The organism is Ochrobactrum sp. 19YEA23 (assembly GCF_029909865.1).
In the GTDB taxonomy this organism is placed as follows: domain Bacteria; phylum Pseudomonadota; class Alphaproteobacteria; order Rhizobiales; family Rhizobiaceae; genus Brucella; species Brucella gambitense.
In genome coordinates this window covers 616,604-634,820 of the sequence record NZ_JASAMQ010000001.1, presented here as the reverse complement: position 1 = coordinate 634,820, position 18,217 = coordinate 616,604, and the positions used below count along the sequence as shown (strand labels likewise).

The window sequence follows — 18,217 nt, the reverse complement described above, 5'->3', positions numbered from 1 at the left end:
TTGCGTAATGATGTGTCAGAAGTCCGCCGCACTCAAGAGAATGCTGCGGTAGCTCAGTGGTAGAGCACTCCATTGGTAATGGAGAGGTCGAGAGTTCAATCCTCTCTCGCAGCACCAGTCATCTCTTTGAACGCGCACGATTTCCCGTAAAATTGCACGCCTGAATAACCTTCTTGTAAAAGAGGGTTGTAAGAGCATTTGCGTCTGCGCCTCCTTCACATTTTTTATAAACGGCATCCGCGCGCGCAAAAAAACGCCATATGCGGAATGACCGTTTTGGGAGCTATGCGCCCTCGAAACCTGCCCTATCTCTCACCTCAGCGCTTCCGTCCCACTTTTGGAACGTTGGCACGCACGACCCTGCGGAAAATAACGAGGTGATTTTGAATGAAGAAGGCAAGATTTCCCGATTCACAGAGCGACAAGCCATTCAAGGTCGAAAACGACACCACGTCCGGCTATTGGAGCCACACCCCTGAAAATACACTCCCCCCGCCGGATATGATGGGCGCTTACATGCGCAACCGCCCTGTACCGTCCAAAGCCGTGAAAGGCCGCAAGGCCTGGATCATCGGCAGTGGGATCGCAGGTCTTTCTGCGGCGTTCTATCTGATCCGCGATGGCGGCATAAAAGGCGAAGACATCACCATTCTCGATGCCATGCAAATCGAGGGCGGGTCGCTGGATGGCGCGGGAAACCCCGAAGATGGCTATATCATCCGCGGCGGCCGCGAAATGAACTGGAACTACGACAATCTGTGGGACATGTTCCAGGACGTGCAGGCGCTTGAGCTTCCGGAAGGATATAGCGTCCTCGATGAATACCGGCTCCTCAACGACAACGACCCTAATTTCTCCAAAGCCCGGCTGATGCACCAGCGCGGAAAGATTCGCGACTTTTCCACCTTGGGCCTGTCCCGCTCCCAGCAGTGGGAATTGATCCGGCTTCTGCTCAAGCGCAAGGAAGAGCTGAACGACATCACCATTGAGCAGTATTTCAGCGCAGGGTTTCTGGAGACCAATTTCTGGTATCTGTGGCGGTCCATGTTCGCTTTCGAGAACTGGCAAAGCCTGCTTGAAATGAAGCTCTATATGCACCGTTTTCTGGATGCGCTCGACGGTCTTCATGACATGTCGGCATTGGTGTTTCCGAAATATAACCAATATGACAGCTTCGTCCCTCCCCTCGTCACGCATTTGCAGAAAGCGGGCGTAAAGGTCCAGTTCGGCACGCGCAGCTACGATCTCGATATGAGCGTGGATGGTGATGCACGCACGGTTACCGGCATCAAGGTCAAGGTTGACGGCAAGGACAAGACAATCGCGGTCGGCCCGCATGATCTTGTCTTCGCGCTTAGCGGCTCGATGACCGAAGGCACCGCCTATGGCGATATGAACACCACCCCTGTGCTCGAACGAGGACGACATGATCCGGGCGATGAAAGCGACTGGGCGCTCTGGAAAAACCTCGCCAAGAAATCGCCGATATTCGGCAAGCCGGAGAAGTTCTATGGCGATATCGACAAGTCGATGTGGGAATCCGTCACTTTAACCTGCAAGCCGTCGCCGCTCATCGACAAGCTGAAGGAACTGTCGGTCAATGATCCCTATTCCGGAAGAACCGTAACCGGCGGCATCATCACCTTTACGGATTCCAACTGGGTTTTGAGCTTCACCTGCAATCGCCAGCCGCATTTCCCCGACCAGCCGGACGATGTGCTGGTGCTCTGGATCTATGCCCTGTTGATGGACAAGGACGGCAATTACATCAAGAAACCTATGCCGGCCTGTACGGGTCGCGAAATCATTGCCGAGCTTTGTTATCACCTCGGTATCGAGGGCCAGATCGACGCCGTCGTGGCAAACACCAAAGCGCGCCTGGCGTTGATGCCCTATATCACCGCCATGTTCATGCCGCGCGCAGCCGGGGATCGACCCCATGTCGTGCCCGCTGGCTGCACCAATCTGGCGTTGATGGGCCAGTTTGTGGAAACCTCGAACGATATCATTTTTACCATGGACAGTTCGATCCGCACGGCACGCGTGGGCGTCTATACGCTGCTCGGCCTGCACAAGCAGGTGCCTGATATCAGCCCCGTGCAATATGATATCCGCACCTTGTTGAAGGCCGCGCGCGCGCTCAACAATGACGAGCCGTTTATCGGCGAGCGCTTGCTGCACCGGCTGCTGGCCAAAACCTATTTCGCGCATATCCTGCCACCGCTGCCGGAGGCTGACACCACGACGCGCGAAAGAGCGGAAAGCGAACTGATCGAGCTGTTGGGCAAAGGCGGAAGCGCCGTAGGCAACGTGTTCGGCTGGCTGGAAAAGATACGCGGCAACTTCTTATCGCGGGACAAGCGCGAGTGACCGACACTCCTCCGGTCCATAAAGCAAAAGCGCGGCGTGCAAACAAGCTCGCCGCGCTTTTCTGTTTTGATGATCATCAAAGGCCTAGAGCATAAACGGAATTCCAATCGCTGCAGCAGCGAGGAACGTTATGCAGGCGCCAATAGCCAGAAACAATTTCATCCTCCGTAATCTTTTTTAGGTAAAATGAATAACAAGTGATGTTATCGAAGCAATAACGGACGAAAAAATAGAACCCCATAATGGGGCCATTATTAATGCTGACATAATTTCAATCCTTTATTATTTTTTATAGAAACAATATCCTGATAGGATCATTCAGATTTTTTCCAAATAGGAAAAAAGTATAATTATTAGTTTTACTTGTAACTCTATAAATAATTTGACCCCAATATTCGTCCACCATCTTCTTCTGTTTCATCTGGTTGATTTCGAAAATTTTCCCTGAAAAGTGATCGCCTATTTTTACCGCTTTATGCGATAGCATTTTAGCGCATTCTTACCCGTTGCTCTTTTCATCAGATGGTCGGGGACCGTTGGTGAAACATTTGGCGTCCAGCCTTCGGTTAAACGGGAAACCCAGGAGAGGATATTCTATGCTGTGGACCTTGTTCGGCGTTCTTTCGGGTGCCTGCATTGCCATTCAAGCGCCGATCAATGCAGCACTTGCGCGCGGACTTGGCTCGCCACCGACCGCTGCCGCAATCTCGTTTCTTGCGGGCGCGGTCATTCTCGCCATCGTCTCTGCCATCACCGCCAAGGCGACCGGTAACCTCCCAGCGTTCAACGTTCCGGCAGGCTGGCTGTTTGTTGCAGGCGGTGCGCTTGGCTGCATTTATGTCACGGCATCCATCTTGCTGACACCGCGTATTGGCGCGGCAGCCGTGATGGGCCTTGCCGTGGCCGGTCAGCTGATGGCCGGATTGCTCGCCGACCGCATCGGCTTCATGGGCGTTGCGGTGCGAGAGATCACCGCTGGACGCGTCGTGGGAGCCGTATTGCTGCTCACTGGCGCGTTGATGATCCGTTTTCTCTAGGATAGCGAAATAAAAACGCCGCGCTTCTCAGCGCGGCGTTTTCGTATTCTACACAGGGCTGATGCCGGTTCAGCCCTTGAATGTGTATTCCGCAATCGACTGCGGCTTCATCTCGATCGAGAAGCCCGGCAGTGACGGCGGCATATAGGCCGCGTTCTTGATCACGCATGGGTCGATGAAGTGCTCGTGCAGATGATCGACATATTCGATCACACGGCCTTCCTTGGTGCCCGAAACGGCCACATAGTCGATCATCGACAGATGCTGCACATATTCGCACAGGCCAACGCCGCCCGCATGCGGCCAGACCGGCTTGCCGAACTTGGCAGCCATCAGCAGCACCGCCAGAACTTCGTTCAGGCCGCCCATGCGGCAGCTGTCGATCTGGACGATATCGATAGCGCCTTCTGCGATGAACTGCTTGAACATGATGCGGTTCTGGCACATTTCGCCAGTTGCGACCTTCACGTCGCCAATGGCTTCGCGAATCTTGCGATGGCCTGCCACATCGTCCGGGCTGGTCGGCTCTTCAATGAAGAACGGCTTCGAGAAGGCCAGCTTGTTGACCCATTCGATGGCCTGATCGACTTCCCAGACCTGATTGGCGTCGATCATCAGATAACGGTCGGGACCGATCACTTCGCGCGCAATGGTCAGGCGACGGATATCGTCTTCGAGATCGCGGCCAACCTTCATCTTGACGTGGTCGAAACCTTCATCGATGGCTTCCTGGCAAAGACGGCGCAGCTTGTCGTCGTCATAGCCGAGCCAGCCGGCCGACGTCGTATAGCAGGCATAGCCTTCCGCTTCGAGCGTGGCGATACGCTCTGCCTTGCCAGCTTCCGCCTTGCGGAGGATCGCAAGAGCCTCGTCACGCGTCAGCGCATCGGTGAGATAGCGATAATCGACAATGTCGGCAATTTCTTCCGGAGACATATCGGCCACAAGCCGCCATACCGGCTTGCCAGCCTGCTTTGCAGCGAGGTCCCAGAAGGCGTTGACGACTGCACCGGTGGCGAGATGCATCGCGCCCTTGTCCGGGCCGATCCAGCGCAGCTGGCTGTCGCCGGTCAGGTAGCGCCAGAACTTGCCGGGGGCCGCGAGGAAATCATCCATCGAGGAGCCGACAACCAGATGACGCATGGCGAGAATCGCCTGACAGCAAATGTCGTTGCCGCGTCCGATGGTGAAGGTAAGGCCGTGGCCCTTCAGCGACGCATCATCCGTATCAAGGATGACATAAGCCGCCGAATAATCCGGGTCCGGGTTCATGGCATCCGAACCGTCCAGACTTTGCGAAGTCGGGAAACGCAGATCGAAGACGCGCAGGTCAGTGATTTTCGTCATGATATATCCGTGATCAGGGCATGATCCCAAAACATGGGAACGGTGTTGGGATCATGCATAAACAAAAGCCTAGATGTCAGCGCGCACGTTCTGCTTCTGCGTGCCAAGGCCTTCAATGCCGAGTTCGACGACATCACCAGCCTTGAGGTAGCGAGGCGGCTTCATGCCCATGCCGACGCCGGGAGGCGTGCCGGTGGAGATGATGTCGCCCGGCTGCAGGGACATGAACTGCGAGAGATAGGAAACGAGATAGCGAACGCCATAGACCATCGTCTTGGTCGAGCCGTCCTGCATGGTTTCACCATTGAGGGTGAGCCACATTTTCAGGTTCTGCGGGTCGGCGACTTCGTCCTTCGTCACCAGCCATGGGCCGGTCGGGCCGAACGTGTCGCAGGACTTGCCCTTGGTCCACTGACCGGCGCGTTCGATCTGGAAAGCGCGTTCGGAAACGTCATGCAGCGTGCAGTAGCCGGCAACGTAGTCCAGCGCATCATCTTCCGAAACGTATTTGGCGGTCTTGCCGATGACGATGCCGAGTTCAACTTCCCAATCGGTCTTTTCCGAGCCGCGCGGGATGAGAACATCGTCATCCGGGCCGACGATAGCCGAAGTGGCCTTCATGAAGATGACCGGCTCAGGCGGCACAGCCATGCCGGATTCGGCGGCATGATCGGCATAGTTGAGGCCGATGCAGATGAACTTGCCGGTGCCTGCAACGCAAGGACCAAGGCGCGGATTGCCTTCAACCTTCGGCAGCGAATTGACGTCGACAGCGCCAAGCTTGGCCAGCGCATCGGGGGCCAGAGCCGCACCGGAAAGGTCGCTTACATGCGCGGAGAGATCGCGGATCGCACCATCGGCATCGAGAATGCCCGGCTTTTCCTGACCAGCTTCACCGTAACGAAGAAATTTCATGATTTTGCTCCTTTGGGGGGATGAAAGAGAGGGCGTTAGGGGTGGTTGAGATTCCGGCTATGGCGTGCCGAAAATGGTGTTTTTCGAGAACCGGAGCGGAATGTACTTAAAGGTACATGAGCACCGGAAGCGAAGAAAAATGCCATTTGCAGGCCGCCAGAGCCTGAATATCGACTGCCCTAAATCGTCCAGCCGCCATCGATATTGTAAGCCTGACCGGTCGTGTAGGTTGCACCGGCGAGATAAACGGCGAGATCGGCAATCTCTTCCGGCTGACCGATGCGGCCAATCGGCTGACGAGCGATAAACGCCGCGCGCTGTTCTTCATAATCGCCCTGCGAACGCAGACGGTCCTGCAAGGATGGGCTTTCGACCGTGCCGGGGCAGATCGCGTTGCAGCGGATGCCCTTGGCGACATAATCGGCGGCGACGGCCTTGGTGAGACCGATAACGGCAGCCTTGGTGACGCCATAGGCGAAACGGTTCGGCACGCCCTTCACGCTCGATGCGACGGAAGCCATGTTGACGATGGCGCCGTCCTTGCGTTCCAGCATGCCCGGCAGCACGGCGCGGATGGTGCGGATCATCGCCTTGACGTTGAGATTGACGGCGAAGTCGAGGTCTTCGTCCTTCATTTCGAGAATGGAGCCGCCATGGACGACACCTGCGCAGTTGAACAGGATGTCCACCTGGCCGATCTCGGCTACAAGCGTGTTCACCTCAGCCTCGTCAAGCACGTTGAGCTTGCGGGTGATGATGCCGTTGACGCCTTCGATTTCCTTGAGCGCATCGGTGTTGATGTCGGTCGCATAGACCTTGGCGCCCGCTTCCGCGAAAGCCAGCGCGCTGGCGCGGCCAATCCCCTGAGCTGCGGCGGTTATCAGCGCGGTTTTTCCATCAAAGCGTATCGTCATTTTCAAGCCTTCCGTTCGACAAGCAGGATGTGATCGCAAGCGAGCACCACTTCATCCCGCTGATTAAGCACTTCGCAGCGTTCCGTCACGCGACCCATATTGGCGCGTTTGGGATCGTCTTCCTTGGCACTGATCGTCACGCGTGTGCGGATCGTATCGCCGATATGCACCGGACGAATAAACCGCAGACGATCATAACCATAGGAAAAAGCAACCGGGTTGATCAGCGTCGCCGTAAGGCCGACGCCGATGGCAAAAATCATGGTGCCATGCGCAATGCGCTGGCCGCCCGGCAAGGTCTTGGCGAATTCCGCATCCATATGATGCGGAAAGAAATCGCCCGTATGCCCGGCATGAACCACGAAATCGGTTTCGGTGATGGTGCGGCCCGTGGTGAGGCGCACATGGTTCATCTCATAGTCTTCGTAGTAGATTGTCTGTTCGGCCATGGTCAGACCTCCGGTTTTGCGGCGAGCGGCGTGGCAGGCGCGGCGCTCGACTGATAGGCGGCCTCGACAAGCGCCATGGTGTGCCAGGCATCTTCGACGGACCCCACCAGCTCGGCATCTTCGCCAGTCGCGAAACGCTGCAATTGCGCCATACGATTGAGGAAAGCGTCCGGGAACCAGGCACCTTCAAGCGGCACGGAAACCCAGTCGTCACCGCCCTTGGGCTTGATCCAGAGTTCATCCGGCTCGCCGCGCGGATAGTCGAGATTGACGCCCAGTTTCACATAGGCCGCACCTTGCGCGCCGCAGATGCGGAACTCGCAGGCCTGAAACTTGCGGCCGAAATCATGGTCATGATTGACCGAAAGCGCACAACGGACACGGTCGCCATAATCGAGGATTGCGGCGGTGCGGGTCTGGGCCACGTCATGGTTTGGATGACCAATGGTCTTGGCGTGAACGCCAAGCGGATTGCCGAGCAGACCGCGGATGAAATCCAGATAGTGGATCGAATGCATGGCGATCTCGATGCGCGGCAGACCTTTCAGGAACGGCCACAGACCCCACGGCGTGGCAAGCGCCAGCCATGCGTCGAAATCCACCACTTCGCCAAGCAGGCCCTTATCGACGGCGTCGTAAAGAGCGAGCATCATCGGCGCGAAACGCAGCTGGAAATTCACCGCCGCTTTCAGATTGCGCGCGCGGCAGACTTTCAGGATTTCGGTTGCTGCGGCAAGGTCGCTGCCCATCGGCTTCTGGATCAGAACAGCTGCACCTTCCGGCAATTGCGACAGGATCGCTGTATGGGCTGATGGCGGCGTGGCCAGATCGAAGATCGCGCCTTCGACGGCAAGCGCTTCCTCAGCACTGGCAAACGCCTCGATGCCCCATTGATCGGCAAGCTCTTTAGCCTTGTCCAGATTGGGATCGAAAATACCTGCAACCGGAAAGCCGCCCTTCTTGTAGGCGGGCAGATGCGCGTCGCCGACAATGCTGCCCGCGCCGAAGATCACGATGGGCTTCGGCTTGGAGGGCTTCGCCCACCACTGACGCAGCTGCTTTGGATCGAAAGCCTCAGTCATGATGGAACACCTCTTCCATCATTGCCCACCACTCGCCCTCTTTGCGGGTCTCAAACGGCTTCTGGCATGGCATGCAAAAGGACCACCATTCCTGATTTTTTGGGTTATCGGCCATCTTCTTCATGTCGGCGTCAAAGTCGGTGCCAACATAATCCCATGTGCCGAACAACAGGTTTTCCGGCTCTTTGAGAAAGATCGTATAGTTGGTGATGTTGCATTCCGAGATGAGCGCCAGAATTTCCGGCCACACAGCTGCGTGCAGCTTCTTATATTCTGCGATCTTCTCCGCATTGAGGCCAATCACCATGCCCATGCGCTGTTTTGCGGGAGACGTCATGCCGCCTCCGTTATCTCGCGGGTGAATTCCGAAATCGACCGGGCGCGCACTGCGTCCCAATCCCACTCGATGCCAATGCCCGGCTCCGACGGTGCAATGGCGCGACCGTCGCGAATTTCCATGCCCTTGGTCGTGAGGTCGTCGAGCTGCGGAATATATTCGACATAGCGACCGTTCTGCACCGCGCAGACGAGGCTGACATGCAGCTCCATCAGGAAGTGCGGGCAGACCGGAATGTCGAATGTTTCCGCCGCATGGGCGACTTTCAGCCAAGGCGTGATGCCGCCTATACGCGCCACATCCACCTGTACGATGGAGCAAGCGCCCTTTTGCATATATTCGCGGAAATGGCGGATCGAGTAAATGGATTCGCCCACCGCAATCGGCGTCGGGGTGGAGCGCGTCAGGCGGATATGACCGTCGAGATCGTCAGCTGGAAGCGGCTCTTCGATCCATGCCAGATCAAGCTCCTTCAGGCGCTCGGCGCGACGAATGGCTTCTTCCACCGTAAAGCCCTGATTGCAATCGGTCATGATTTCGAAGCCGTCGCCCAGCGCCGCGCGCACGGCGGACAGGCGCGCATAATCTTCAGAACCATGCGGCTTGCCGATCTTGACCTTGGAGCCAGTGAAGCCCTTGGCCTTGGCCTGCAACGCATCCTCGACCAGCGCTTCTTTCTCGATATGCAACCAGCCGCCTTCTGTCGTGTAGAGCGGGCAGCTTTCCTTGGCGCCGCCTGCGAGCTTCCAGAGCGGCAGGCCCTGCTTCTTGGCGCGCAGATCCCAAAGCGCAGTATCGACTGCGGCCAGCGCCAGCGCGGTGATCGGGCCGATGGTCGTGGCATGGGTTGCGAATTCCAGCTTGCGCCAGATGGCTTCGATGCAATCGGCGTCCTCACCGATGATCAGCGGCACGAGATGGTCGCTCAACAGGCGCATGACGGACGAACCGCCAGTGCCGATCGTATAGCTGTAGCCCGTGCCGACCGCACCGTCGCTGTCCGTGATGGTGACAATCGGCGTTTCCTGGCTGACAAAGCTCTGGATCGCGTCGGTGCGCTTGACCTTCGGCGGAAGGTCAACCATGCGCAGTTCAACTTTTTCAATACGTGCCATGGTCAGACTGCCCCATTCTGGGCCAAAGTCTTGCCGCTTGCGGCATCGAAAAGATGCGCCTGCGACAGATCGAGTTGCATTGTGATGGTTTCGCCCGGTTGCAGGTGACGCGGGTTCAGCATACGCGCCACCCATTCCTTGCCGGCGAATTCCACGAAAACCAGCGTTTCATTGCCGAGCGGCTCGGTGATCGAAACACGCATGTCTTTTTCATGCACGGCTTCACTGGTGGAAATGCCGTGGCCTTTCGGGAAGACATCATCCGGGCGCAGGCCGAATGTCACCTTGGAGCCGTCCTTGGCCTTGCCCCGGAACTGGGCAGGCAATGGCAGGCGGTCGCCGTTTGCGAAGACCAGATCGTCGCCCGTCACCGTCGCCTCGCCCATATTCATCGGCGGGGAGCCGATGAAACCGGCAACGAACTGCGTTGCGGGACGCTTGAAGACTTCATCCGGGGTTCCGGCCTGCTCGATATGGCCATCGCGCATGATGACGATGCGGTCGGCAAGCGTCATGGCTTCGACCTGATCATGCGTCACGTAAACGACCGTCGACTGTACCTTGGCATGCAGCTTCTTGATTTCAGTGCGCATCTGGGTGCGCAGCTTGGCGTCGAGGTTCGACAGCGGTTCGTCGAAGAGGAACACTTCCGGATTGCGCACAATGGCGCGGCCCATGGCGACGCGCTGGCGCTGGCCGCCGGAGAGCTGCGCCGGGCGACGTTCCATCAACGCTTCAAGACCGAGAATTGCCGAGGCTTCATTGACGCGACGGTCGATTTCCGTCTGCGACTGCTTGGCGATCTTCAGCGAGAAACCCATGTTCTCGCGCACCGACATATGCGGATAGAGCGCATAGGACTGGAACACCATCGAGATGTTGCGGTCACGTGGCGGCAGATCGTTGACCACCTTGCCGCCGATTTCCAGCGTGCCGTCGGTGATGGATTCCAGACCCGCGATCATGCGCAGCGTCGTGGACTTGCCGCAGCCGGAAGGACCGACCAGCGCCACGAACTCCTTGTCCGCGATTTCGAGATTGATGCCATGCACCACGCCGACATTGCCGTAGCGCTTGACGAGATTTTTGATGGAAAGCTGAGCCATTGCTATATCAACCTTTAACCGCGCCGAACGTCAGACCAGCAACGAGGTGTTTCTGGACGATGAATGTGAGGGTCAGCGCCGGAATAATCATCACGACCGCCAGCGCGCACATGCCGCGCCAGTCGATGGTGAATTCAGCGGTGTAATCGAGAAGACCCACAGGAAGGGTCTTGGAATTGACGGAACGGGTGAGCTGGGAAGCCAGCGCATATTCGTTCCACGACGTGAGGAAGGCAAAAATGCCTGCCGTCGCGATGCCGGGGCCGGCCAGTGGGAACTCCACCTGCCAGAAAGCCTGCCAGCGCGTGCAGCCGTCAATCTGGGCGGCTTCCGCAAGATCCTTAGGCACCTGACGGAAGAAGCCGTCGATCAGCCAGATCGTGAATGGCACGTTCAGCGCCACATAGGTCAGGATGAGGCCGAAATGGGTGTCGATGATGCCAACGCGGGAAAACACCATGAAGAGCGGCAGCGAGAGCGCAATACCCGGCACCGAACGCGTCAACATGAAACCGAGGAAGGTTGCCGACTTGCCCCAGAAGCGGAAGCGCGCGAAAGCATAGCCGCCCGAAACGCCGACGATCAGCGCAATCACGGTGGAGGTCACCGAGATGATGAGCGAATTGCGGAAATAATCCCAGACCGGAATACCGCCAGCACCTGCGCCCGAGAACATGGCGCGATAGGCCTCGAAGGTGATTTCCTGCGGAATCCACACCGGCGGCTTCGCCATGATTTCGACCGGCGGACGCAGCGAGGAAAGCACGATCCACAGGCCGGGCAGGCAGATGACAGTCATCGCCAGAAACAGGCCGACCAGATAGGCGATTTTCTTGATACGGCGCAGCAGGCGATGCTGGCTGTTGCTGAGTGTTGTTGTTGCCATGATTACCACTCCGCTCCAATCTGCGTGCGTGCGGACGCAAGTTTGCGGAAGAACAAGACGGTGAAGAGGATCGAGAGCAGGATCGCGACATAGGCCATGGCATTGGCCATGCCCATCTGCGCATCCGCATAGGCCGTGCGGCCAACCAGGGTCCAGATCAGCTCGGTGCGACGCGCCGGGCCGCCATCGGTCATGATCTTCACAATGTCATAGGCGCGCGCCACATCCAGCGAACGGATGGTCATCGCGATATAGGCGAAAGGCATCAGGTAAGGCCAGATGACATAGCGGAAGGTCTGCCATGGCGTGCAGCCATCGACGCGCGCGGCTTCCACCGGATCCTGCGGCATGGACAGAAGACCGCCCAGAATGAGGATCGCGAAGACCGAGGTCGACATCCAGACTTCCGCCAGCAGGATGGCGATCAGTGCCAGATTGCCGTCGATCAGCCATGGAATGGCGGTATTGGTCAGGCCCAGCGACTGCAGCGCATTGTTGACCAGACCGATATTGTCATTGAACATGAACTTGAACTGGAAGCCGACGAGCACCGGCGAGAACATCATCGGGAACATCATCAACGTGCGCAACACGCGCTGGCCGCGCGTCGCCTTGTTGACGAGCATGGCAAGGCCGAGGCCGAGCAGCATTTCCAGATTGAGCGCAATGGTGAGGAAGACCACCGTGCGGATGAAGGCCGCCCAGAACACCCAGTCGGTCAGAATGCGCTGATAGTTGCGGAAACCGATGAAGTTGAACAGGCTCTCGGGGCGCGTCAGCCGGAACGGCGTGAAGCTCGAATAAAGCGACAGCGCGAGAGGAAACAGAACCACCGCTGCGAGGATGATAAATGCCGGGAGCAGAAGCAGGACCGGCGGGGAAAGTCTCTTGAACATTGCTCTTCCAGACAGTGGATTGGCAAACAGTGGAACTGGCAACCGGTGGTACCGAACAGGCAGTGCTACTGGCAAAAAAGGCCCGCCCCAAAAAGGTTTCAGGGCGGGCCCATGATTTTATTCAGGCAGGATCAGAGCTCGCCCGCATCCTCAAGGATCTGCGTTGCCTTCTTGGCAGCGTCGTCGAGAGCCTGCTGGGACGTCTTGTCGCCAAGGATCGCAGCCTGAAGCTCAGGATAGACCGCATTGGAGATTTCGATCCAGGACGGGGTCTGCGGAACCGGGAATGCGGTCTTTGCCGTTTCCTGGAACACCGAGAGCACTTCCTTCTTGTATGGATCGGAAGCTGCCTGCGCGATGACGTAATCCCAGACAGCGGTACGGGTCGGGAGCGTGCCTGCAGCCGATTCCTGCTTTTGCGAATCCTCGTTGGTCAGGAACCAGACGAGCGAGGCAGCGGCTTCCTTCGTCGGGCAGGCTTCCGTTACCGAGAAGCCATGATGACCCGACCAGCCGGTGCGCTTGCCGGAAGAACCAGTCGGCGCCGGAGCGATGCCGACATTGCCAGCGACCTTCGACGACTTAGGATCGTTGAAGTAGGTCGCCCAGCCCGGCCAGTCCAGATTGATTGCGATGGTGCCGGAAGCAAAGCCTGCGCCCAGTTCATCCCACAGATAGTTGGTCGTACCGGCAGGGACGGCCTTTGCCTTGTAGAGATTGACGAACCAGTCGAGGGCGCGAACACCGGCTTCCGAATTGAAAGCAGGCTTGCCGTCCTTGAGATAGTCGCCGCCTTCAGCGACCAGCATTTCATAGAAGCGGCCATTGATGGCCTCTTCCTTGCCCGCAAACTGCGTGCCGTAGAAATTCGGCGGGTCAGCGAAGAATACAGCCTGATCCGACACTTCCTTCCAGGTCTTGGCCGGCGCGAGGTCGTAGCCGTATTTCTCCTTGAAAGCCTTCTGCTTGGCTTCGTCCTGGAAAAGGCTCTTTTGATAGTAAAGCGCCGAAACGTCGAACTGCGCACGCGGCAACATGATCAGCTTGCCATTGAGCGTCGAAGCCTTGATGACCGATGGCACGAAGCCTTCGATTTCTTCCTTCGGAACAAGCGCATTCAGATCGGTGTACAGTGTCGTATACTGCGGTGCGAAAGACGAGTGGTTGGAACCGACGCACCAGTTGATCGAACCGGAAGCGATGTCGGACTTGATTTCCTTGTCCAGCTCGAAGTGGTTCTTCTTGGAAAGGATGTTGACCTTGGCGCCAGTGGCCTTCTCCCATTCGCCGATACGCGAATAGAGCGCTTCATACTGCTGGCCGCCAATAAGCTTGGCGTTGATCGTCACGCCTTCAAACTTGCCCGGCAGATCGGCTGCAACCGCCGGAGCCATCCCCACGGCCATCAGCGCCACGCCTGCCAAAATGCGCGATTTGAAATTCTGCATCTCTTCTCCTCCTAAAACGGACACTCCCTGTCCGCACCCCCGGTTGTGAAGGTTGTATTTATATGCAAACATAGTATTCAATAACGGTCAAGGCGTTTTATCGCGCATATACGACTTTCACACCTGACAATGTTTGTATATGAATTACGAAATTCACGAAGGACCACCTTGGGGGGACGCATTTGGAAACCGATGATCGCTACCGCGCACCCGCGCTCGACAAGGGCCTTGATATCCTCGAATTGCTGGCAGGCGTTGACGGCGGACTGACGCAGGCCGAGATTGCCAAGCATCTGGATCGCAGCCCGAACGAATTCTACCGCATGCTCGACCGGCTGGTGAAACGCGGCTATGTCACCAAGCTTGAGGGCGACCGCTATTCGTTGACGCTGAAGCTGTTCGGCCTTGCCCAATTGCATGCGCCGGTGCGCCGTCTCGCCTCTTTTGCAACGCCCTTCATGCGTGAGCTTGCCGACCGTTCCAAGCAGGCAAACCAGCTCGCCGTGTTCGACCGCGGCTCGGTGGTGGTGATTGCGCAGCAGGAAGCGCCAGATTATTGGGGCATTTCGATCCGCGTCGGCTCGCATATCAGCCTGTTCGACACCGGTTCGGGCCATGTGCTGCTTGCCTTCCGCTCCCCGGAAGAGCGCAAGATGATGATCGCCGAATATGTCAAGGAAAGCGAGCGCATCGATCTCGACGCGAGTTTCTATGAGCGTCTCGACCAGATCCGCGAGCGCGGCTACGAAATGATGCCAAGTGCGCAGGTTGCAGGCGTCTACAACCTCTCCGCCCCAATTCTCGGTCCCGACGGCACCTGCATCGCGGCACTGACCTGCCCCTATGTCACGCTGGTGAATTCGTCTTCCGCGCCGGACATCACCCAGACCATTACGCTGTTGCAAAAGACCGTGCAGGAACTGTCGAAGCTCGTCGGCGCTGATCTCTCCACGCTCGATTGAATTCTTATTTGAAAACTATCTTCTTTTTTGAAAATATCGACGCAGGAGGAATCTCATGTTGATTGATACCCATCTGCACCTGATCGACAAAAGCGCGCTCAGCTATCCCTGGCTTGGCAGCGTGCCAGCGCTTGATCGGGATTTTCTGTTCGACACCTACCGGCAGCAGGCGGAACGCTGCGGCATCGCCGCCGCCCTGCACATGGAAGTGGATGTTGCACCGGAAGCCATACAGGCTGAAACCGAGAATGTGCGTGCCATTTCTGTCCACTCCGGCGGCTTCATCAAAGGCGCTATCGGCTCCTGCCGCCCCGAGGAAGAAGGCTTCGCCGCTTATCTTGAGCGCCAGCTTGCCGATCCCTTTGTCAAAGGTTTTCGCCGTGTTCTGCATGTCGTGCCGGACGAGCTTTCCGAAGGCGCGCTGTTTCGCCTAAACCTGAAGCGTATGGAAAATACGCGCCTGACTTTCGATCTCTGCACACTGCCGCACCAGATCGACAAGGCCATCGCGCTCGCCGATCTCGCGCCGGGCCTGCAATTCGTGCTCGATCATTGCGGTGTGCCGGACGTCAAGTCGGGCGCGCTGGAAAGCTGGCAGAAAGGCATCACTGAAATTGCCCGCAGGCCCAATGTCGTGGCGAAGATTTCCGGTGTGGTGGCGTATGCCGATGCGCAAAGCTGGACTGCCGAGACGATCCGCCCCTATGTCGAGCATGTGATCAAGGCTTTCGGCTGGGATCGCGTGGTGTGGGGCAGCGACTGGCCGGTCTGCACGCTGGCAAGCTCCGTCGATGGCGGGCTGGCAACCTGGGTGGCAACGACCCATGCCCTGCTCGAAGGCTGCGGCAATGACGAAAAGGCGCGCCTTCTGTCTGAGAACGCGCGCCGTATCTGGAACTTGTAAGCTTCCCCCCTCATCCTGAGGAGACTCCCTGAGCGAAGCTCGGGGAGACGTCTCGAAGGATCGAGGGATAGGAAACGGGAAGCTGCCTCCTCACCCTTCGAGACGCCTCCTTCGCAAGCTCAGGAGTCTCCTCAGGATGAGGGCGGAGAGGTCGGCGAATTCCAGCCGTCAGAAGCTTTCGCGGAAGAGCCGGTTCAGATCGGCGATTACCTGTTCTGCCGATTCATTGCCCTGAAGGCCCTTGTTGATGCGCTCGGAAGCTGCTTCCTGGAAAGGCATGTAGCCGTCATGGCGCGGGCGCACCCAAGCGCCTTCCAGCGTTGCGCGCGTATCGCGATAGAAGCCCGACGTGGCCGCATTCACGCCCTCGTCTTCCCATGCTTCCGCATGGCCGGGCTGGCCGTTGGAGGCGGCATAAAGCCCCTTCTGCACCGCGCCGCTCGCGATCCAATAGGCGAAGTCGATAGCCGCTTGCGGGTGCTTCGTAAAGGCCGAGACGGCAATGCCGGTGCCGCCCAAAGCCGACCCTGCAACACCCTTCGCGCCTGCCGGAATATCGGCAAAACGGATCAGACGGTCGCGGAAGCCCGGCATGGCATAGTTCACATAGCCATAGATCAAAGGCGTGCAGGCAATGCCGGAATCTGGCTTTGCCATTTCTTCGAACACTGCAATCGGATCCATAGCGAAGCATTCCGGCTTCACCAGCGCGGCGATTTCCCGAAGCTGTTCAAAGGCCTTCACGCCGTCTTCGATGCTGATCAACTCGCCTTCGGTCGCGCAAGCTGAACCGTTGTTTGCCGCCAGCGTATAGAAGCACATCAGCGAATGCGGCGAGCGCAATGGCAAAAGCACCTTGCCCGCACGCGCCAGCTCCAGCACCTGACCCCACGAAGTGGCAGGCTGTTCAATCAGGTCCGGACGCCATGCCTGAACCTGCGTGGCCGCATCGAGCGGAAACGCCCATTGATGGCCCTGCCAGTTATAGCTCGGGAAAGATTGACCGACCGAACCATCGGCAAGCGCTTTCAGCTCAGCTTCGCGGCCCGGCACATCGAGCGGCAGCAGGCAGCCTTCCTTGGTGATCTGGCCGACATGCGGATGATCGATGACGATCATATCGAAATTGCGCGCCAGTTCCTCGACCGGAAAGGTTTCGAAATCCTGCAAGGAGCGCTTTTCCCATTCGATCTCGACGCCCTTGTCGCGCAGCCATTGCGTGGCGCCGGCAACCATCGGATCGTAGCCGCGCGGGTGGCTCCAGGTCATGCCTTTCAGCTTGATCGCACTCATAGACCGAACTCCTCACGAATTGCCTTGCTGTTTTCACCGATGCGCGGCGCTGCGCGCTCCACCTTGTGGCGCTGCCCGTTGATACGCAGCGGCGAGCGGGTGGTGGTGATGGAGACATCATCCTCACGCGTGACGGTCTGCAGCATGTCGAGAACCGAGAAACCGTCGCTGGCAAGCAGCTCTTCCCAATTGAGAACGCGGGCGCACCAGATGTCGGCTGGCTCCAGAATGGCAAGCCACTCATCCACCGTCTTCTGGGCAATGCGCTCGGCAATCAGGCGCTTGATTTCGTCGCGCTTGGTAAACCAGCTCGACGGATCGTCGGCATATGGGGCCAGCGTGTCCGCTTCCAGCAGCGCCGCTAGTTTCGGGATCGGCGTCATGGCGATGGCCAGATAGGCATCCGCCGCCTGATAGACCCCGTAAGGTGCGGAGAGATAAGCATGCGCGCTGCGGAAATCGGAACGCTTCGGCAAGCGGCGTCCGTCATTGAGATGGGTGGTCAGCACTTCGAACTGGAAATCGACCAGCGCTTCAAGGAGGCTGGTTTCCACATGTGCGCCTTTGCCGGAAATACCGCGCCGCACCAGTGCCGCAAGAATGCCCTGCGCCACGGCAGCGCCCGCCAGCATGTCCGCCACGGCCAGACCGAACGGCACCGGCCCCTGCCCTTCATCACCATTGAGCCACATCAGGCCCGAACGCGCCTGCGCCAGCAGATCCTGTCCCGGACGCTTGACCCACGGACCCTCTTCGCCATAGCCGCTGATGGAGGCATAGACGAGGCGCGGATTGATCGCCTTGGCGGCTTCATAATCAAGCCCCAGCCGCTCGATGACGCCGGGGCGGAAATTCTGGATCAGAACATCGGCCTTGGTAATGAGCTTCTTCAGCGCTCCAACATCGTCCGGGTTTTTAAGGTCCAGCGCCAGGCTGTCCTTGCCGCGATTGATCGCATGGAAAATCGTTGAATCGCCACCGATCTCCGTATCGCTCAGATAAAGCCTGCGCGACAGGTCTCCGCCGTCCGGGCGCTCGATCTTGATAACCCGCGCTCCGAGGTCCATCAGGCGCAGCGAGCAATAAGGCCCCGACAGAAACTGGCTCATATCGACAACAACGAGCCCGCTCAGCGGCAGTTCATTTTCCGACATCG

At 58.0% G+C, this 18,217-nt stretch carries 17 protein-coding genes and 1 tRNA gene; 5 read left to right on the top strand and 13 right to left on the bottom strand.

Annotated elements, in window-relative coordinates; translation table 11 throughout:
• Positions 1-42 precede the first annotated feature (42 nt).
• The 3 genes from QBD01_RS02840 to QBD01_RS02830 all read left to right on the top strand — a co-directional run bounded on the left by QBD01_RS02840 (position 43) and on the right by QBD01_RS02830 (position 3,407).
• Positions 43-117: transfer RNA gene (locus QBD01_RS02840), tRNA-Thr, on the top strand.
• A 270-nt stretch (positions 118-387) separates the two neighbouring features.
• Positions 388-2,370, top strand: a complete 1,983-nt coding sequence (locus tag QBD01_RS02835) for an oleate hydratase (RefSeq protein ID WP_280991522.1) — start codon at positions 388-390, stop codon at positions 2,368-2,370.
• 596 nt (positions 2,371-2,966) lie between these two features.
• A complete protein-coding gene (locus tag QBD01_RS02830) occupies positions 2,967-3,407 on the top strand; it encodes a DMT family transporter (protein WP_280991521.1) in 441 nt (146 codons plus the stop codon).
• Positions 3,408-3,476: 69 nt separating this feature from the next.
• Here QBD01_RS02830 and QBD01_RS02825 read toward each other — a convergent pair whose 3' ends face one another.
• The 11 genes from QBD01_RS02825 to QBD01_RS02775 all read right to left on the bottom strand — a co-directional run bounded on the left by QBD01_RS02825 (position 3,477) and on the right by QBD01_RS02775 (position 13,902).
• Positions 3,477-4,754, bottom strand: coding sequence for an L-fuconate dehydratase (locus QBD01_RS02825; RefSeq protein WP_280991520.1), 1,278 nt, complete (start codon positions 4,752-4,754; stop codon positions 3,477-3,479).
• A gap of 69 nt (positions 4,755-4,823) precedes the next feature.
• The gene (locus tag QBD01_RS02820) at positions 4,824-5,669 is read right to left on the bottom strand and encodes a fumarylacetoacetate hydrolase family protein (RefSeq protein WP_280991519.1); all 846 of its coding nucleotides are present in this window, start codon (positions 5,667-5,669) and stop codon (positions 4,824-4,826) included.
• A 179-nt stretch (positions 5,670-5,848) separates the two neighbouring features.
• Positions 5,849-6,583: an SDR family oxidoreductase gene (locus QBD01_RS02815; RefSeq protein WP_078337860.1), complete on the bottom strand. Its 735-nt coding sequence runs from the start codon at positions 6,581-6,583 to the stop codon at positions 5,849-5,851.
• Between the two features lie 2 nt (positions 6,584-6,585).
• On the bottom strand, positions 6,586-7,032 hold the full coding sequence (locus QBD01_RS02810) for a MaoC/PaaZ C-terminal domain-containing protein (protein ID WP_280991518.1): 447 nt from the start codon (positions 7,030-7,032) through the stop codon (positions 6,586-6,588).
• Positions 7,033-7,034: 2 nt separating this feature from the next.
• The gene (locus QBD01_RS02805; RefSeq protein ID WP_280991517.1) at positions 7,035-8,114 is read right to left on the bottom strand and encodes a Gfo/Idh/MocA family oxidoreductase; all 1,080 of its coding nucleotides are present in this window, start codon (positions 8,112-8,114) and stop codon (positions 7,035-7,037) included.
• On the bottom strand, positions 8,107-8,451 hold the full coding sequence (locus QBD01_RS02800; protein WP_280991516.1) for an L-rhamnose mutarotase: 345 nt from the start codon (positions 8,449-8,451) through the stop codon (positions 8,107-8,109). Before QBD01_RS02800 ends, QBD01_RS02805 begins: the two co-directional genes overlap by 8 nt.
• Entirely contained in the window at positions 8,448-9,566 is a 1,119-nt protein-coding gene (locus QBD01_RS02795) for a mandelate racemase/muconate lactonizing enzyme family protein (RefSeq protein WP_280991515.1), read from the bottom strand. Before QBD01_RS02795 ends, QBD01_RS02800 begins: the two co-directional genes overlap by 4 nt.
• Positions 9,567-9,568: 2 nt before the next feature.
• Positions 9,569-10,672 (bottom strand): sn-glycerol-3-phosphate ABC transporter ATP-binding protein UgpC, encoded by a 1,104-nt coding sequence (locus QBD01_RS02790; RefSeq protein WP_280991514.1) that lies wholly within the window; start codon positions 10,670-10,672, stop codon positions 9,569-9,571.
• A 7-nt stretch (positions 10,673-10,679) separates the two neighbouring features.
• Entirely contained in the window at positions 10,680-11,558 is an 879-nt protein-coding gene (locus QBD01_RS02785; RefSeq protein ID WP_151652203.1) for a carbohydrate ABC transporter permease, read from the bottom strand.
• Between the two features lie 2 nt (positions 11,559-11,560).
• The gene (locus QBD01_RS02780) at positions 11,561-12,454 is read right to left on the bottom strand and encodes a carbohydrate ABC transporter permease (protein WP_078337853.1); all 894 of its coding nucleotides are present in this window, start codon (positions 12,452-12,454) and stop codon (positions 11,561-11,563) included.
• A gap of 131 nt (positions 12,455-12,585) precedes the next feature.
• A complete protein-coding gene (locus QBD01_RS02775; RefSeq protein ID WP_280991513.1) occupies positions 12,586-13,902 on the bottom strand; it encodes a sugar ABC transporter substrate-binding protein in 1,317 nt (438 codons plus the stop codon).
• 182 nt (positions 13,903-14,084) lie between these two features.
• On the opposite strand from QBD01_RS02775, the gene QBD01_RS02770 reads away from it, so the two are divergent.
• Together QBD01_RS02770 and QBD01_RS02765 are read left to right on the top strand one after the other, a co-directional pair.
• Entirely contained in the window at positions 14,085-14,864 is a 780-nt protein-coding gene (locus QBD01_RS02770; RefSeq protein ID WP_078337851.1) for an IclR family transcriptional regulator, read from the top strand.
• A gap of 55 nt (positions 14,865-14,919) precedes the next feature.
• The gene (locus tag QBD01_RS02765) at positions 14,920-15,768 is read left to right on the top strand and encodes an amidohydrolase (protein ID WP_280991512.1); all 849 of its coding nucleotides are present in this window, start codon (positions 14,920-14,922) and stop codon (positions 15,766-15,768) included.
• A gap of 168 nt (positions 15,769-15,936) precedes the next feature.
• On the opposite strand, the gene QBD01_RS02760 is transcribed toward QBD01_RS02765, so the two are convergent.
• Complete coding sequence (locus QBD01_RS02760; RefSeq protein WP_280991511.1) at positions 15,937-17,061, bottom strand: extracellular solute-binding protein; 1,125 nt, start codon at positions 17,059-17,061, stop codon at positions 15,937-15,939.
• A complete protein-coding gene (locus QBD01_RS02755) occupies positions 17,058-18,215 on the bottom strand; it encodes a CaiB/BaiF CoA-transferase family protein (protein ID WP_280991510.1) in 1,158 nt (385 codons plus the stop codon). Before QBD01_RS02755 ends, QBD01_RS02760 begins: the two co-directional genes overlap by 4 nt.
• Positions 18,216-18,217 lie beyond the last annotated feature (2 nt).

Coding starts and splice junctions, on each gene's coding strand:
- QBD01_RS02835 (WP_280991522.1), top strand. CDS start 388: ATGAAGAAGGCAAGATTTCCCGATTCACAGAGCGACAAGCCATTCAAG.
- QBD01_RS02830 (WP_280991521.1), top strand. CDS start 2,967: ATGCTGTGGACCTTGTTCGGCGTTCTTTCGGGTGCCTGCATTGCCATT.
- QBD01_RS02825 (WP_280991520.1), bottom strand. CDS start 4,754: ATGACGAAAATCACTGACCTGCGCGTCTTCGATCTGCGTTTCCCGACT.
- QBD01_RS02820 (WP_280991519.1), bottom strand. CDS start 5,669: ATGAAATTTCTTCGTTACGGTGAAGCTGGTCAGGAAAAGCCGGGCATT.
- QBD01_RS02815 (WP_078337860.1), bottom strand. CDS start 6,583: ATGACGATACGCTTTGATGGAAAAACCGCGCTGATAACCGCCGCAGCT.
- QBD01_RS02810 (WP_280991518.1), bottom strand. CDS start 7,032: ATGGCCGAACAGACAATCTACTACGAAGACTATGAGATGAACCATGTG.
- QBD01_RS02805 (WP_280991517.1), bottom strand. CDS start 8,114: ATGACTGAGGCTTTCGATCCAAAGCAGCTGCGTCAGTGGTGGGCGAAG.
- QBD01_RS02800 (WP_280991516.1), bottom strand. CDS start 8,451: ATGACGTCTCCCGCAAAACAGCGCATGGGCATGGTGATTGGCCTCAAT.
- QBD01_RS02795 (WP_280991515.1), bottom strand. CDS start 9,566: ATGGCACGTATTGAAAAAGTTGAACTGCGCATGGTTGACCTTCCGCCG.
- QBD01_RS02790 (WP_280991514.1), bottom strand. CDS start 10,672: ATGGCTCAGCTTTCCATCAAAAATCTCGTCAAGCGCTACGGCAATGTC.
- QBD01_RS02785 (WP_151652203.1), bottom strand. CDS start 11,558: ATGGCAACAACAACACTCAGCAACAGCCAGCATCGCCTGCTGCGCCGT.
- QBD01_RS02780 (WP_078337853.1), bottom strand. CDS start 12,454: ATGTTCAAGAGACTTTCCCCGCCGGTCCTGCTTCTGCTCCCGGCATTT.
- QBD01_RS02775 (WP_280991513.1), bottom strand. CDS start 13,902: ATGCAGAATTTCAAATCGCGCATTTTGGCAGGCGTGGCGCTGATGGCC.
- QBD01_RS02765 (WP_280991512.1), top strand. CDS start 14,920: ATGTTGATTGATACCCATCTGCACCTGATCGACAAAAGCGCGCTCAGC.
- QBD01_RS02760 (WP_280991511.1), bottom strand. CDS start 17,061: ATGAGTGCGATCAAGCTGAAAGGCATGACCTGGAGCCACCCGCGCGGC.
- QBD01_RS02755 (WP_280991510.1), bottom strand. CDS start 18,215: ATGTCGGAAAATGAACTGCCGCTGAGCGGGCTCGTTGTTGTCGATATG.